The following is a 16297-nucleotide window of genomic DNA, read 5'->3' as shown; positions in this document are numbered from 1 at the left end:
TCGTCTCCAGGAGCCTGTGTCCATCAACGCACCGCGAACCTCGTGAGGAAAGACAAGACGATGAACGTTCTCACCAAGCGCCTGGCTCTGACCGGCGCCCTGCTGATCGCCGGCGCCGGGCTGAGCGCTTGTGGCGTAGCGGACACGGTCGAGGAGACGGTCGAGCAGGTCTCCGCCGCCACCACCCTGGCGAAGGGGGTGCCGGGCCGCACCACTCCGGCGTTCCACTACTCGGTCAAGGGCGGGCAGCAGTCGTTCAGCGGCGTGCTGGACGCCCCGCACAAGTCGGTCACCAGTGACTTCTTCGAGAAGATCCCGGACTCCGAGATGACCCTGACGATGAAGTTCCTGGTCGTCGAGAAGCAGGCGTACGCGAAGATCGCCTTCGACAACGCGCCGGCCGGGGCCGGACTGCCGAAGTTCCCGAAGAAGTGGATGAAGCTCGACCAGAGCAAGCTCTCCAAGGACTCGGCCGAGGACCTCACCTACGCCGGTGAGACCGACCCGGGTTATGTGAGCACGCTGCTGACCGCCGCCGCCGACCTCAAGGAGACCGGCAGCGGCACCTACACCGGCACCACCGACCTGACCAGGTCGACCGTGGCCGAGATCGTCGACGCGGACACCCTCAAGGCGCTCGGCGAGAAGGCGAAGACGGTACCCCTGGAGGTGACGCTCGACGGTGCGGGCCGGGTCACCAAGGCCGTCGTCAAGATCCCGGCGGCCGGCAAGGCGAAGGCGGCCACCTACGAGGTCGTCTACGACCAGTACGGCCAGGCGTCCCCGATCGAAACCCCCTCCGACGCGGTAGCCGCGACGGCGGACGCCTACGAGTTGCTGAACGGCTGATCGGGGAGCACCGGCGGCACCGCTGCCGGCAGCGCGGGCGATCAACGGGGGTCCGCGCCGCCGGCGGCGGTGTCCTGCCGTGCGTTCCCGGCGTTCTGTGGTGGGATCGACGCATGGGTTCGAGCCATGAGTACGTCTTCGTCGGCTGCTACACGGGTGACAAGGGAGGTGAGGGGGACGGCATCACGCTGTTGCGGCGTGATCCGGTGACCGGGGACCTGACCCGGCTCGGGCTGGCCGCCCGGACCCCGTCGCCGTCCTTCCTGGCGCAGCACCCCACCCTTCCGGTCCTGTACGCGGTGAACGAGCTGGACCAGGGCACGGTCTCGGCCTTCTCGGTGGCGCCGGACTGCTCGCTGATCCCGCTGACGACGCGGTCCACGGGCGGTTCGGATCCGTGTCACCTGGCGGTCACCGGTGACGGGCGGCATCTGGTGGTGGCCAACTACGCGAGCGGCTCGGTGTCGGTGCACCCGCTCGACGGCGCTGGTGTGCCGGGGGAGCGCAGCGACTCGCTGACCCTGACCGGCGCCGGCCCGGACGCGGAACGCCAGGCCGGCCCGCATGCGCACCAGGTGGTCCCGGACGGCGCCGACGTGCTGATCTCCGACCTGGGTTCGGACCGGGTGTGGCGGGCCCGGCTGGACGCGAACACGGGCCGTCTGGGCCTGCCGGAGACCGCGGTGGAGGCGAAGCCGGGCACCGGGCCGCGGCACCTGCTGCGATCGGCCGACGGGGCGCTTCTGCTGGTCGGCGAGCTGACCGGCACGCTCAGCTGGCACCGCGCGGCCGGCGCTCCGGTGCTGGAGCCGCGCGGCGAGATCGCCACCAGCACCTCGGCCGGTCCGGTCTACCCGTCGGAGATCACCATGGGCCGGGACGGTCGGTTCGTCTATGTGGCCAATCGCGGGCCGGACACCGTCTCGACCTTCGCCTGGAACGGCGACGACGTCACGCTGGTCGCCGAGGTGCCGGCCGGTGGGGTGTGGCCGAGGCACATGGTTCTGCTCGGCGATCACCTCTACGTGACCAATCAGCGTTCACACAACGTGACCGTTTTCCGCATCGACCCGGAGACCGGAATTCCGGGACTCCAAGGTGAACCGACCGGTGAACCGACCCCGACCTGCCTGCTCCGGTGGAATCCGCCGATGATCAGATCATAGGGAAGTTCGGACATTGCGGCGTGTCGGTTGCGAAAATATCTCAAAACCGGCATGTCGCAGGTCAAAGTTGATACACATCGAGACGACGTCATCACTCTGGGTGTTTTCTAGATCGGGAAGCGCCAATCTGAGTAATTTTCGTCCGAACGTATATGGCATTCAGCTTCGGACATGCGCACTATGGAGCGCGTGTCTGGCCGCCATCGTAGAAACTTCAACTCAAAGGGAGCGGGCGTCGTCGGAGGTGCGATGGCGATAGTCGTCGTAATTGCGGGGACGTACCTGGGCTATCAGCAGTTCGCCGCCTCCGGATGCTCCGGATCCGTGCGACTGAACGTAGCCGCCGCTCCCGAGATCGTGCCCGCCATCAAGTCGGTCGCCGATCAGTGGACCAAGGCGGGTGCCGAAATCGACGGCACCTGCATCGCGGTCGACGTCACCGACGAGCTTCCGGCGACGATCGCGAGCGCGGTCACCCGCGACCACTCGGTCGCCCTCATCGGCCTCAACCCGGCCCCCGACGCCAAGCAGGTTCCGGACGTCTGGGTTCCGGACTCCTCCACCTGGCTGCTCCGTATTCAGACCGAGGCGGCCGGCTTCCTGCCGCGTACCGCCACGTCGGTCGCGCAGAGCCCGCTGGTGCTGGCGATGCCGGAGCCGATCGCCAAGAACTTCGGCTGGCCCAACAAGTCGATCGGCTGGGGCGACCTGCTGACGAACTTCTCCACCGACGAGCCGCTCCAGGTCGGCATCATGGACCCGACGCAGGACGCGTCCGGCCTGACCAGCCTGCTGGCGCTCAGCCAGGCCTCCGGCGCGGTCGGCGGCGACCCGATCGAGGCCCTCAAGGCCAAGTCGCGGGCGCTCACCGCGCTGGACACCAACAAGGCCGTGCTGCGCGAGGAGCTGGTCGCGAAGTTCCCCAAGTCGGAAGCCGACATCGGGAGCAGCAACACGGTGAGCGCGGCTCCACTGTCCGAGGAGGACGTGGTCGCCTACAACGCGGAGCGCCCGGCCATCCCGCTCAGTGCCATCTACATGGAGCCGAGCCCGGCGCCGCTGGACTATCCGTACACGATCATGCCGCAGGTGGTCGACGAGCAGAAGAAGAACGCCGCCGAGGACCTGCTCGAGCAGCTCCAGTCCGCCGTCGCCAAGAACGCGCTGGCCGCGGCCGGTCTGCGGGCGCCGGACGGCAGCTACGGCGCGAACTTCCCGGCCCCGATGGGTGCGCCCAAGGCGTCCCCGGCGGTCACCCCCGCGGCCACCAAGTCGGCCGAGGGCACCGCGGCGTCGGCCGCTCTCACCGGCGCCGACCTGAGCGCCGTGGTCGGTGGCTGGATCGCGACCACCAAGCCGGGTCAGGCACTCACCGTGTTCGACACGTCCGGCTCGATGGGCGAGGCGGTGCCGACCGCCGGCGGCAAGACCCGGGCGCAGGTCACCCAGGCCGCCGCCAGCGTGGGCCTCTCGCTCTTCAGTAACAAGTGGTCGGTCGGCGTGTGGCGGTTCTCCACCAACGAGAACGGCTCCAGGCCCTGGAAGCAGCTGGTCGGCATCACCTCGCTGACCACCGGCCGAGAGAAGCTGCAGAACTCGATCGCGCAGCTGGACCCGAACAAGGACGGCGGTACCGGTCTCTACGACACGGTTCTCGACGCGTACAACCACGTGAAGAAGAACTACTCGCCGCAGAAGATCAACTCGGTCATCCTCTTCACCGACGGTGCCAACGAGAACAGCGCCGGCCTCGACAAGGACCAGGTCGTCGCCGCGCTCAAGAAGGCCCAGGACCCGAAGAGGCCGATCCGCCTGGTGCTCATCGGCATCGGCGACAAGGTCAGCGTGGACGAGCTGAAGATGCTGCGGGACGCCCTCCCGAACAGCAACAGCGGCGTCTTCCTGGCCCCGGACCCCACGAAGATCACCAGCATCTTCGCGCAGGCCATCGGCTCGCGGACCGGCGTCATCTAGGAAACGAACGACACACCCGGCGGCCACCGTCCCTCTCACCGAGGGCCGGTGGTCGCCGTTTTTTCAACCCCGCAGCGGTACGGCCACGCGTCCTCACCTCAACCAGGAGGCACGTCCCGGGTACCCCACCCGAGCCGAACATCCCGCCGTTCACGGCCCGAGCGCCGCGGCGTGCCCGACCAGAGGCTCGACCCGATGGCGCAGGGTGGGTCGAGCCGCGGGTCACCGGGTGGGTGACGGCCCGGAGAAGCGGCGTAGCCAGGCGGCCGGGTCCTCGCGTACCACCCGGATGATCGTGTCCGCCGCGCCCCGCATCGCCGCGTCCGGCCCGAGTGCCGCCGGGCGCAGTGCGACCGGTGCGAGGCCCGCGGTCAGCACCCGGCGTCGCAGCTCGGCCTCGATGCCGTCGCGCAGCGTGCCGAAGATCGGGGCGTAGGCGCCACCGAGCACGATCACCGGCACGTCGAGCAGGTTGACCACGGCCGACAGCGCGATACCCAGCGCGGCGGCGGCCAGCTGCGTGTCCCGGGCCAGGGCTTCCTGTCCGGCGTACTGCTCCAGGCATCCGCGGGCGCCGCACCGGCACGGCCGACCGTCGGGATAGACGGTGACGTGCCCGATCTCGCCGCTCCAGCCCCGCACTCCGCGGTAGAGCTCGCCGTCGATCACCAGCCCCGCGCCGATGCCGATCTCCCCGGAGACGTACAGGAACGAATGCCCCGTCCGAAGATCGGCCCCGTCGCCGATCGGGGAGGGCGGGTCGGCGGAGGAGAAAGCGTCAGAGGGGGAGGCGCTGACGGAGGAGAGGGAGGCGCCGGTGGAGGAGGGAACGTCGGTGGGGGAGGGGCCGGTGGAGGAGGGAGCGCCGGCGGTGAAGGTGGCGTCGGGCAGGCCGGGGGTGTCGGCGGTCACCCGGAGTTCGCCCAGAGCGGCCAGGTTGGCCTCGTTGTCGACCGTGATCGGGAGGTCGGCCAGCTCCGGGACGGCGCGCAGGGCGGCGACCGCGTCCACGTCCTGCCAGCCCAGGTTGGGGGCGACCCGGACCAGGCCGTCGGCGACCAGGCCGGGCACCGCCAGGGCGGCTCCGGCGACGGTCAGACCGTCGGCCTCGGCGGCGAGCCGGGCGGCCGCGCCGAGCCGGCCGAGGGCGGCCAGCGCCTGGGCCGGGTCGACCGGCCGCTGGTCGGCGTGTTCGACGTGACGGTGGCGGACCGCGCCGGTCAGGTCGACCACGCAGGCGGCCAGGTAGTCGACGTTGATCTCCAGTCCGAGCCCGGCCGGGCCGGTGGAGGTGAGTGCGAGACCCACCGCGGGCCGCCCGGCGCCGGTCCTCGGTGGCGGATCGACCTCGACCAGCAGGCCTCCGGCCACTAGGTCGTCGACAAGGGCGGAAACGGTCGCACGGGTCAGCCCGGTGGCTGCCGCGACCGCTGCACGGGAGGGCGGATATGTGCTGTTTGCCACGGTGTGCAGAACCAGCGCGAGATTATGGGCGCGCACGCTCGCCTGGCGCACCGGAGTCGTGGAGGCGGCCAACACGCCCTTGACAGTGCCATACCGCGGTCAAATAATTCAACCACTAAACAATTTCCGGGAGGTTACCCGTGTCCGTCCAGCCCACACGCGACGACAAGTTCTCCTTCGGCCTCTGGACCGTCGGCTGGCAGGCCCGCGACCCGTTCGGTGACGCCACCCGCCCGGCCCTCGACCCGGTCGAGGCGGTCCACAAGCTCGCCGAGGTCGGCGCCTACGGCATCACGTTCCACGACGACGACCTGGTCCCGTTCGGCGCCGACGCGCAGACCCGGGACGGCATCGTGGCCGGGTTCAAGAAGGCGCTCGACGAGACCGGCCTGATCGTTCCGATGGTCACCACCAACCTGTTCACCCACCCGGTGTTCAAGGACGGCGGCTTCACCAGCAACGACCGCAACGTCCGCCGCTACGCGCTGCGCAAGGTGCTGCGCCAGATGGACCTCGGCGCCGAGCTGGGTGCCAAGACCCTGGTCCTGTGGGGTGGCCGCGAGGGCGCGGAGTACGACTCGGCCAAGGACGTGCAGGCCGCTCTCGACCGCTACCGGGAGGCCCTCAACCTGCTCGCGCAGTACTCCGAGGACCGTGGCTACGGCTTCCGCTTCGCCATCGAGCCGAAGCCCAACGAGCCCCGCGGCGACATCCTGCTCCCGACCGCCGGCCACGCCATCGCGTTCACCCAGGAACTGGACCGCCCCGAGCTGTTCGGTATCAACCCCGAGGTCGGCCACGAGCAGATGGCCGGGCTCAACTTCACCCAGGGCATCGCCCAGGCGCTGTGGCACGGCAAGCTGTTCCACATCGACCTGAACGGCCAGCACGGCCCGAAGTACGACCAGGACCTGGTCTTCGGCCACGGTGACCTGCTCAGCGCGTTCTCCCTGGTCGACCTGCTGGAGAACGGCGGCGTCGACGGCGCACCGGCCTACGAGGGCCCGCGGCACTTCGACTACAAGCCGTCGCGTACCGAGGACTTCGACGGCGTCTGGGAGTCGGCCCGCGCCAACATCAAGATGTACCTGCTGCTCAAGGAGCGGGCCAAGGCGTTCCGCGCCGATCCCGAGGTGCAGGCCGCGCTGGCCGCCGCGAAGGTCGCCGAGCTGGGCGTGCCCACCCTGAACCCGGGCGAGAGCTACAGCGACCTGCTCGCCGACCGCAGCGCGTTCGAGGACTTCGACGCCGACGCCGCGGGCGCGCAGGGATACCACTTCGTCAAGCTCAACCAGCTCGCCATCGAGCACCTCATCGGGGCGCGCTAATCATGGCGCTCGTCGCCGGGATCGACAGCTCGACCCAGTCGTGCAAGGTCGTGATCCGCGATGCCGAGACCGGCAAGCTGGTCCGGCAGGGCCGGGCCGCCCACCCGGACGGCACCGAGGTTCACCCGGACGCCTGGTGGGCCGCGCTCCAGCAGGCGATCGAGGAGGCCGGCGGCCTGGACGACGTGGCCGCCGCCTCGATCGCCGGGCAGCAGCACGGCATGGTCGCGCTCGACGAGAACGGTGAAGTGGTCCGGCCGGCACTGCTGTGGAACGACACCCGCAGCGCCGGTGCGGCCGCCGACCTGATCACCGAACTGGGCGGTGGCGCGGCCTGGGCGGACGCGGTCGGCATCGTGCCGGTCGCCAGCTTCACCCTCACGAAGCTGCGCTGGCTGGCCCGTCATGAGCCGGCGAACGCGGCGAGGGTGGCCGCGGTGTGCCTGCCGCACGACTGGCTGACCTGGAAGCTGTCCGGATCCACATCGCTCAGCGATCTGAAGACCGACCGCAGCGACGCCAGCGGGACGCTCTACTGGTCGGCCAAGACCGATGAGTACCGTCACGATCTGCTGGAACTCGGGTTCGGCCGGTCACTGATCGTGCCCGAGGTGCTCGGCCCGACCGGGATCGCCGGTCACCTGCCCAACGGTGCTCCGCTGGGCCCGGGCGCCGGGGACAACGCGGCGGCCGCCCTCGGCACCGGTGCGGCCCCCGGCGACGTGATCGTCTCGATCGGTACGTCCGGCACGGTCTTCGCCTCGTCGGAGGTCTCGCCGAACGACCCGTCGGGCACGGTCGCCGGGTTCGCCGACACCACCGGCCGGTTCCTGCCGATCGTGGTGACGCTCAACGCGGCTCGGGTCCTCGACGCGGCCGCCACCCTGCTCGGTGTCGGCCACGACGAACTGTCGAAGCTGGCCCTGAGCACCACGGCCGGTGCCGACGGTCTGGTCCTGGTGCCCTACCTGGAGGGGGAGCGGACCCCGAACCGGCCGGACGCCACCGGCTCGATCCACGGGCTCACCCTCAAGACGTCGACACCGGCGCACCTGGCCCGGGCCGCCGTCGAGGGCATGCTGTGCGCGCTCGCCGACGGGTTGGACGCGCTCACCGCGTCCGGCGCGGTGGCCGACCGGATCGTCCTGGTCGGTGGCGGGGCGCGGAGTGAGGCGGTCCGCCGCATCGCGCCCGCGCTCTTCGGTAGGCCGGTGGTCGTTCCGCCGCCCGGTGAATACGTCGCCGACGGTGCCGCCCGGCAGGCCGCGTGGGTCACCGCGGGTGGGGACGTTCCACCGACCTGGTCCGCGGAGACCCCCGAGGTGTACGAGGCGGACCCGGTCCCGTCGATCCGCGAGCAGTACGCCGCGGCCCGAGGCTGAAGCCTGGTCGGGGCTCTCACCGCTGTCGGGGAGAGCCCCGCTGTCGGTGAGGGCCCCGACTGAGAGCCGGACACGGCACCGGGGGCGGGGTGGACGCCTCTCGCGTGGGTGGGGGCGCGTGGCCGTACCCCTGGAAAAGATTTTTGAAGTTTTTGTTGTCTCTGCTCTGCAGCGGCATCTACGTGCACAGGAACACCGGCCGTCCCCCGCGGCCGTCATCCCCGCACGTGAGGAAGACCGCAGTGGCAAAGAGAAAATCGGTGGTGTTCGGCATCGCGGCCGCGATGGTCGTGCCGGCCGGGCTGATCGGCTGGTCGATCATGCCGTCGAATGCGGCGACCGCCCCGACCGCCGGCACCACGTATCAGCTGATCGTGAAGAAGAGCGGCAAATGCCTCGACGTTCCGTCGGCATCGACCGCGAACGGCGCCCTGCTGCAGCAGTGGGGCTGTACCGCGAACTCGGCGTGGCAGCAGTTCAAGCTGGTGGCCGCGGGTGGCAACTTCCTGATCCAGAACGTCAACAGCGGTAAGTGCCTCGATGTGCCGGCCGGTTCGACGACCTCGGGTCAGCAGTTGCAGCAGTGGGGTTGCGCGTCGACGCAGACCAACCAGCAGTGGCGGCTGTCGGCGAGTGGCACCGACACCTTCCAGGTGATCAACGTGAACAGTGGCCTGTGCATCTCGGACCAGGGCGCCTCGACGGCGAACGGTGCGGCGGTCATCCAGGAGACGTGTACCGCGAACTCGAACAAGCAGTGGGCGTTCACCGCTGTCTCGTCGTCGGTCTCCTACACGGTCGCCGCCGACGGCACCGGGACCTACAAGACCGTGCAGGCCGCCATCGACGCGGTCGGTACCGGCAACACCAGCCGTAAGACGATCACCATCAAGCCCGGCACCTACCGGGAGATCGTGACGATTCCGGCGACCAAGCCGTTCATCACGCTCCAGGGCGGCGGCGACTCCAACGACGATGTGGTGATCGTCAACAACCGCAGCAACGCCGGTGGCTACGGCACCTCGGGCAGCGCCACGCTCTTCGCCAACGGCAAGGAGTTCAACGCGGTCAACCTGACGATCTCCAACGACTACGGCGAAGGCTCGCAGGCGGTGGCCGCGAACCTGAACGCCGACCGGCTGCTCTTCGACAACGTACGGTTCCTCGGCGCCCAGGACACCCTGCTGGTCAACAGCGGCCGGGCCTACGTCAAGGGCGGTTACGTGGAGGGCACCGTCGACTTCATCTTCGGTTCCGGCACGGCCGTCTTCAACGGCACGAAGATCTACCAGAAGCGCAGCACCGGTGGCCCGATCACGGCGGCCCGGACCGACGCGGCGAACGCCTACGGCTTCCTGATCTACAAGAGCACCATCACCGGCGCGACGAACAACACCACCCAGCTCGGCCGGCCGTGGGGTCCGAACGCGCAGGTGCTGTTCCGGGAGTCGAGCCTGAGCGCGACCATCAAGACCGCGCAGCCCTGGACCGACATGTCGGGGAACGTCTGGCAGAACGCGCGTTTCCTCGAGTACAAGAACACCGGTTCCGGCGCCACCACCAACAGTAACCGGCCGCAGCTGAGTGACTCGCAGGCCGCGAACTACACCCCGCAGAAGTATCTCGCGGGCACCGACAACTGGAACCCGGTGGGTTGATCATGAAGAAGAAGCGCATCCTGCTGGCCGCCGCGATCCTGGCCGTCCCGACCGCGTTCGTCGGCTGGTCGATCATGCCGTCGAACGCGGCGACCGCCCCGACGGCGGGCACCGCCTACCAGTTGATCGTCAAGAAGAGCGGCAAGTGCATCGACGTGCCGGCCGCCTCGACCGCGAACAGCGCTCTGCTGCAGCAGTGGGGCTGTACCGCGAACTCGACGTGGCAGCAGTTCAAGCTGGTGGCGTCGGGCGGCAACTTCCTGATCCAGAACGTCAACAGCGGCAAGTGCATCGACGTGCCGGCCGCGTCGACCACCTCCGGTGCCCAGCTCCAGCAGTACACGTGTGTCGGCTCGCAGACGAACCAGCAGTGGAGGCTTGCGGCGTCCGGCACTGACACGTTCCAGATCATCAACGCCGGCAACGGCCTGTGCATCTCCGACCAGGGCGCGTCGACCGAGAACGGTGCGGCGATCATCCAGGAGACCTGCTCCGCGAACTCGAACAAGCAGTGGGCGTTCACGCCGGTCGGGACCACGTCCGGTCGCACCTGGGCGTCCACTCCGGACGGCTTCGCCTCGACCGGGGGCGGCACCACCGGCGGCGCCGCCGGCACCACGGTCACCGTCACCACCCTCGCCGACCTGACGAAGTACGTCACCGCGACCGAGCCTTACGTGATCAAGGTGGGTGGTCCGATCACGATCACCCCGAAGGGCACCGAGCTCAAGGTCAAGTCGAACAAGACGATCGTCGGCGTCGGCACCAAGGGTGAGATCGTCGGCGGCGGGTTCTTCCTCGGCACCGGCGTCAAGAACGTCATCATCCGCAACCTCACCATCCGCGACACGCAGATGACCGACGACGACCCGGACGACAAGACGTACGACTACGACGGCATCCAGATGGACACGGCCGATCACATCTGGATCGACCACAACAAGATCACCCGGATGAACGACGGCATGATCGACAGTCGTAAGGACACCACGTACCTGACCGTGTCCTGGAACGTCCTGGAGACCGGCAACAAGGCGTTCGGCATCGGCTGGACCGAGAACGTGACCGCCCGGATGACCATCCACCACAACTGGATCAAGGGCACCAACCAGCGGAACCCGAGCACCGACAACGTCGCCTACGCGCACCTCTACAACAACTACCTGCAGAACATCACGTCGTACGGCAACCTGTCGCGCGGCGGCACGAAGATGGTTCTGGAGAACAGCTACTTCGACAACGTCGTGAACCCGTTCTACAACGACACGTCGGCCGCCCAGCTCAAGCAGAGCGGCAGCATCGTGAAGAACTCGTCGGGCAAGCAGCAGACCAACGGCTCGGCCTTCGACCCGAAGAGCTTCTACGCGTACACCCTGGACGCGGCGGCCGACGTTCCGGCACTGCTGGCCACCTACGCCGGCCCGCAGGCGAACATCGGCAACTGATCACCTGGCGGCGCTGCCTCCGGGCAGCGCCGCCAGTCCAGCGTGCCCGGCGAGAAAACCGTTCACCGCATTCGACCAGGGGAAACCTTCAGCCTGGGTACGGGCTGCCGCGCGCCGTTCGGCGGCCGGGCGGGCCAGCAGGTCCCGCACCGCCGCGGCGAACCCGTCCGGGGCGGCGGCCACTCCGGCCGGGCCGACGACCTCGGGCAGGGCGCTGCTCGCCCGTACCACCGCCGGGGTTCCACTGGCCAGCGCCTCCAGAGCGGACAGGCCGAAGGTCTCGATCGGGCCGGGCGCCAGCACCACGTCGGCGGTGGCCAGCAGCCCGCGCGGGTCGCTCACGTGACCGAGGAAACGGACCGGCAGCCGCCGCCGTTCCGCGTCCGCCGACAGCTCCGCGCGCAACGGCCCGTCCCCGGCCACGACCAGGACCGCGTCCACTCCATCGGCCCGCAATGCGGCCAGCGTGGTCAGCGACAGCCCGGGCTCCTTCTCGGCCGACAGACGACCGCAGTGCAACAGCATCACCGACGTGGTCCCGGCGAGCCCGGTCCGCAATCCGGCATCCCGCGAGGCGGGCGAGAACCGATCAAGATCAACGCCAAGGGGTACGCGGACCGGCGCGGCCCCGAGTCGCAGGAACTCCCGCTGCGCCCACTCGGTCGTGCAGACCACCGTGTCGAACGCCGCGACGGTCCGTGCGTTGAGCCGGTCGGCGACCCACGGCGCGACCGGACCACCCGGGCCGAAGAGTCGCAGCAGCCCGTCCAGGCTCTCGTGGGAGACCATCATCGACGGGACGCCGTTCTGCCGTGCCCAGCTCCCGAGCCAGCGCAGCGTGCTGCGGTCGTGCACCTCGATCCGGTCCGGCCCCAGTCGTCTCAGCACGTCCCGCACCGCCGCGCGGTTCAGCAGCACCCGGTATCCGCCGAGCCCCGGAACGACCGGCCCGGGAACCGTGATCACCCGGCCCTGCGGGGTCTGCTCCTCGCCGGCCCGGTCACCGGGAACGATCAGTACCGCCTCGTGCCCGGCCGCCTGATAACCCCGGCCGAGCTCGCGCAGCGCGGTGCGTAGCCCGCCGGAGGTGGCGTGGACGAAGTTGGCGACGCGGACGATCATCACCGGTCCAGATCACTCACGTCCCGGATCGGCCCGGCGAAGATCTGCTGACCCGACGCTGAACGCTTCGACAACAGGTCGAACCCGGCTGCTCCGCCGGGCTGTCGCGCGTGCTCCGAGACAGCGCCGAGAGTCGGCCGGACGCTAACCTTCTCCGGTGATGGGCAGGGGTGGCACGGCGCACCGCGTGTACAGCGTGGTGGTCTTCGTCGTTCTCGCCGCTCTCGACAACATCGCGATCGGCATCGTCCCGCCGCTCTACGGCAGCATCGGCGTCGAACTCGGCGTCACCGAGGCACACATCGCGCTGTCCACCACGATCATGTTCCTGATCAGCGCGGTCGCCGCGATCGGGTTCGCCTATCTGGGCGACCGCACCGATCGCAAACCGGTCCTGGTGGCCGGCACGGTGATCTGGGTGATCGGCACCGCCTGGTCCGGGTTGGCCGGCGGCTACGGCACGTTCCTGGCCGGTCAGGTGCTTGCCGCGTTCGGGCTCGGCGGGGTGGCCTCGGTCAGCTTCTCGGTGGTCAGCGACCTGATCTCACCGCGGCGCCGTGGCCTCGTGATGAGCTTCTGGGGGCTGTCACAGGGTGTCGGCACCCTGGCCGGCACCCTGGTCGGCGGCATCCTGGGGCACGACGACTGGCGGCGGCCGTTCCTGGTGACGGCGGCGGCCGGGCTGATCGCCACCGCGGCGTACCTGTTCACCTTCAACGTGCCGCGCGGCGACAGCCAGCCCGAGTTGGCCGGCATCGACTACGAGGAGCGGATCCACCACGAGGACCTGCCGGTCATCCTGAAACGGCGGACCAACGTGTGGCTGATCCTCCAGGGCGGGACGGCACAGATCGCGTTCGGCTCGATGGTGTGGCTGCCGGTGCTGTTCCGGGCGCGGGCCGAGGATCAGGGCTACACCACCGGCACGGCGGTGCTGATCGGCAGCGTGTTCGCCACGCTCTTCCAGCTCGGCGCGGCGCTGTCGATCCTCGGCGGCCTGGCCGGGGACCGGTTGCAGCGGCGTACTCCCCGCGGCCGTGCCCTCGTCGCGTCGATCGGGGTGCTGGCGGCCGTACCCCTCTATGTGGTGTTGTTCTTCGTCCCTATGAAGATCACCGTGCCGGACGGTGAGGGGACCGCCTCGGTGATCCGTGGTGTGCTGGCCAACGTGGTGACCGAGCCGACCGTCGGGCTCTGCCTGGTGGTGGCGGTGTTCGCGCTGATGCTGACGTCGGCGAACTCGCCGAACTGGTTCGCGATGATCGCCGACGTCAACCCGCCGCAGCATCGGGGCACCGTCTACAGCCTCGGCAACCTGGTCAACGGTGCCGGCCGGGCGGGCGGCAACGTGCTGGTGGCGGTCGCTTTCGCGAGTCTGGCCGGGGCCTACCCGCCGCCGCTGAACTACGCGGTCGGGCTGGCCGCCTTCCAGGTCTTCTTCGTGCCCACCGGCATCATGTACTGGCTGGCCAGCAGGACGGTGGCGGCGGACATGGCCGACACGCACGCCGCCCTGCTGGCGGTCGCCTCAGAACACCGACCAGACCGTCACATCGGTGGGGATCCGCCCGTCGGCGTCGAGGGGCTCGCTGCTCAGCAGGACCCGGGCGCCGGGCGGTAGCGTCACCGGCTCGGCGCTGAAGTTGGTCACCACCGTCAGGTCGCCGTTGCGGAACGCCAGAGCGCCCTCGTCACCGGCCAGCCAGACCAGTTCCCCGGAGCCGAGCTCGTGTTCACGCCGGGTGGCCAGCGCCGACCGGTACAGCTCCCAGGTGGAACCGGGCACGTCGATCTGGCGATCCAGCGCGTACTCGGCCCAGATCTTCGGCTGCGGCAGCCAGCTCGCGTCGGCCGGCCCGAAACCGTAGGACGGCGCGTCGGCCTCCCACGGGATCGGCACCCGGCAGCCGTCCCGGCCCCGCTCGGTGTGCCCGGACCGCTCCCAGGCCGGGTCCTCGCGGAACTCGTCGGGCAGCGTGGTGTGCTCCGGCAGCCCCAACTCCTCGCCCTGGTAGAGGTAGGCCGAGCCGGGCAGCGCCAGCATCAGCAGGGTGGCCGCGCGGGCCCGGCGCAGGCCGAGAGCGCTGTCCGGCTGGGGGTCGCCGACGCCGATGCCCGGTTTGCGGCCCTCACCCGGTGGGAAGCCGAGCCGGGAGGCGTGCCGCACCACGTCGTGGTTGGAGAGCACCCAGGTGGTGGTCGCACCGACCGCGTCGTTGGCGGCCAGAGACGAGTCGATGATCTCCCGCAGCGGCTCCGGCGACCAGGGCGCCTCCAGGTACGGGAAGTTGAACGCCTGGTGCATCTCGTCCGGACGCACATACCGGGCCAGCCGCTCCTCCGGCTGGACCCAGGCCTCGGCGACCAGGATGCGGCCACCCGGATAGCCGTCCAGCACGGACCGCCACTGCCGGTAGATCTCGTGCACACCCTCCTGGTCCCACATCGGTGGCGGCGGGCCGACCGGATCCAGGCCGCCCAGGATCACCGACGGGGCGGTCCAGTCGGTCAGGTCGGCGTCCTTGATCAGGCCGTGCGCCACGTCCACCCGGAACCCGTCGACCCCGCGGTCCAGCCAGAACCGCAGGATGTCGAGGAACTCGGCCCGTACCTCGGGGTGGTCCCAGTTGAGGTCCGGCTGGGAGACGTCGAACAGATGCAGATACCACTGGCCGTCCGGCAGCCGCTCCCAGGCGGATCCGCCGAAGACGCTCTGCCACGAGTTGGGCGGTTCGTCACCATCTCGGAAGATGTACCGTTCGCGCTCCGGGCTGCCCGGCCCGGCCTCGACGGCGGCCCGGAACCACTCGTGCTCGTTCGACGTGTGGTTGGGCACCAGGTCCACGATGATCTTCAGGCCCAGATCGTGGGCGGTGGCGATCAGCTTGTCGGCGTCACCGAGCGAACCGAACCGGCTGTCCACGCCGCGGTAGTCGGCGACGTCGTAACCGGCGTCGTGCTGCGGGCTGGGATAGAACGGCGACAGCCAGATCGCGTCGACGCCGAGCCGCCGCAGCAGGGGCAGCCGGGCGGTGATGCCGGGCAGGTCGCCCATGCCGTCGCCGTCCGCGTCGGCGAACGATCGGGGATAAATCTGGTAGATGACCGCGTCCCGCCACCAGGCGTCAGTAGGCATGGCCCCACGGTAGTTCGGGCTCCGCCCCTACTCGTCGAGGATCGCGGCGAAACGCTCCTCGGCCAGGTCCAGCTGGTCCAGGATGTGCTCCTTGGCCTGCGTGGACAGCGGGGTGTCCGGCCGCCCGACGAGTTCCCGCAGTTTGGGCACGAGCGGCCGGTACTTGCGGGCTGAGCTGGTCGCCTTCTCCAGGGTGGTGTGGATGACGCCGACACCGTTGTCGGTGAAGTCGGAGATCTTGATCACCCGGGCCCACGGATCGCGTTCCAGGTTCTCCGCGACGTGGATCCGGTACTGCTCGTGCTTGTCGCGGTCCGGGTCGTACTCCGGGTTGGTGACCGACCGGACCAGTTCGGCGACCCGCGGGTTGAAGCGACGGGCCAGTTCGGCCAGCGCCGCCTCGGTCAGCTCGGCGTGCGAGGCGCCCGGCTCCAGCCCGGCCAGCTCGGCCGGATGGTCCTCGACCGCGTCGTGCAGCAACGCCGCGACCAGCACGTCGATGTCGCGCACCCGGTAATACCGGATGATCCGGATCGCGACCCGGAGCAGATGGTTCAGGTACGGCTCCCGCACCCGGCGGTCGGCGGCGTGCAGATCGGAGGCCAGATCGAGGGCCTCGGCGAGCAGTTTGCGCTCGTCGGCCGGGAAGGACTCGGCCTCCAGCGCGAATCGGTCACGCAGGCCGGCTTCGCCGTACACCTCGGTGATGGCGTGCAGTGGCATCGAGAGCAGCATCCTTGGCGCCATGTCGATCAGGTATACCGGATCGCGGG

12 protein-coding genes are annotated in these 16297 nt (G+C 69.6%); 8 read left to right on the top strand and 4 right to left on the bottom strand.

Annotated elements, in window-relative coordinates; translation table 11 throughout:
- Window positions 1-60 precede the first annotated feature (60 nt).
- From Q0Z83_RS38420 to Q0Z83_RS38410, 3 genes are all read left to right on the top strand, one after another.
- Entirely contained in the window at window positions 61-849 is a 789-nt protein-coding gene (locus Q0Z83_RS38420) for a hypothetical protein (RefSeq protein WP_317788241.1), read from the top strand.
- A 113-nt stretch (window positions 850-962) separates the two neighbouring features.
- Window positions 963-2015: a lactonase family protein gene (locus Q0Z83_RS38415; RefSeq protein ID WP_317788240.1), complete on the top strand. Its 1053-nt coding sequence runs from the start codon at window positions 963-965 to the stop codon at window positions 2013-2015.
- Between the two features lie 324 nt (window positions 2016-2339).
- Window positions 2340-3989, top strand: coding sequence for a substrate-binding domain-containing protein (locus tag Q0Z83_RS38410; RefSeq protein WP_317788239.1), 1650 nt, complete (start codon window positions 2340-2342; stop codon window positions 3987-3989).
- Between the two features lie 222 nt (window positions 3990-4211).
- On the opposite strand, the gene Q0Z83_RS38405 is transcribed toward Q0Z83_RS38410, so the two are convergent.
- Window positions 4212-5528, bottom strand: a complete 1317-nt coding sequence (locus Q0Z83_RS38405; RefSeq protein ID WP_317788238.1) for an ROK family transcriptional regulator — start codon at window positions 5526-5528, stop codon at window positions 4212-4214.
- Window positions 5529-5593: 65 nt separating this feature from the next.
- On the opposite strand from Q0Z83_RS38405, the gene xylA reads away from it, so the two are divergent.
- The 4 genes from xylA (at window position 5594) to Q0Z83_RS38385 (ending at window position 11266) form a co-directional block, all read left to right on the top strand.
- Entirely contained in the window at window positions 5594-6781 is a 1188-nt protein-coding gene (gene xylA, locus Q0Z83_RS38400; protein WP_317788237.1) for a xylose isomerase, read from the top strand.
- 2 nt (window positions 6782-6783) lie between these two features.
- Window positions 6784-8163 carry a xylulokinase gene (gene xylB, locus Q0Z83_RS38395; RefSeq protein ID WP_317788236.1) on the top strand — a complete coding sequence of 460 codons (1380 nt, stop codon included), beginning with the start codon at window positions 6784-6786 and terminating at the stop codon, window positions 8161-8163.
- A 242-nt stretch (window positions 8164-8405) separates the two neighbouring features.
- Window positions 8406-9821: a pectinesterase family protein gene (locus Q0Z83_RS38390; protein WP_317788235.1), complete on the top strand. Its 1416-nt coding sequence runs from the start codon at window positions 8406-8408 to the stop codon at window positions 9819-9821.
- Window positions 9822-9823: 2 nt separating this feature from the next.
- A complete protein-coding gene (locus Q0Z83_RS38385) occupies window positions 9824-11266 on the top strand; it encodes an RICIN domain-containing protein (RefSeq protein WP_317788234.1) in 1443 nt (480 codons plus the stop codon).
- On the opposite strand, the gene Q0Z83_RS38380 is transcribed toward Q0Z83_RS38385, so the two are convergent.
- On the bottom strand, window positions 11267-12388 hold the full coding sequence (locus Q0Z83_RS38380) for a glycosyltransferase (protein ID WP_317788233.1): 1122 nt from the start codon (window positions 12386-12388) through the stop codon (window positions 11267-11269). It abuts the gene before it with no gap.
- A 160-nt stretch (window positions 12389-12548) separates the two neighbouring features.
- Between Q0Z83_RS38380 and Q0Z83_RS38375 the strand changes: the two genes are divergently transcribed.
- Window positions 12549-14009, top strand: coding sequence for an MFS transporter (locus Q0Z83_RS38375; RefSeq protein WP_317797233.1), 1461 nt, complete (start codon window positions 12549-12551; stop codon window positions 14007-14009).
- Here Q0Z83_RS38375 and Q0Z83_RS38370 read toward each other — a convergent pair.
- Window positions 13917-15524 carry a glycoside hydrolase family 13 protein gene (locus Q0Z83_RS38370; RefSeq protein WP_317788232.1) on the bottom strand — a complete coding sequence of 536 codons (1608 nt, stop codon included), beginning with the start codon at window positions 15522-15524 and terminating at the stop codon, window positions 13917-13919. The genes Q0Z83_RS38375 and Q0Z83_RS38370 overlap by 93 nt on opposite strands.
- Window positions 15525-15551: 27 nt before the next feature.
- On the bottom strand, window positions 15552-16247 hold the full coding sequence (locus Q0Z83_RS38365; RefSeq protein ID WP_317788231.1) for an HD domain-containing protein: 696 nt from the start codon (window positions 16245-16247) through the stop codon (window positions 15552-15554).
- Window positions 16248-16297 lie beyond the last annotated feature (50 nt).

Origin of the sequence: Actinoplanes sichuanensis (assembly GCF_033097365.1) — a bacterium.
GTDB classification, from domain to species: domain Bacteria; phylum Actinomycetota; class Actinomycetes; order Mycobacteriales; family Micromonosporaceae; genus Actinoplanes; species Actinoplanes sichuanensis.
Note: the sequence above shows the minus strand (reverse complement) of the source record. Positions and strands in the feature narration are given on the sequence as shown.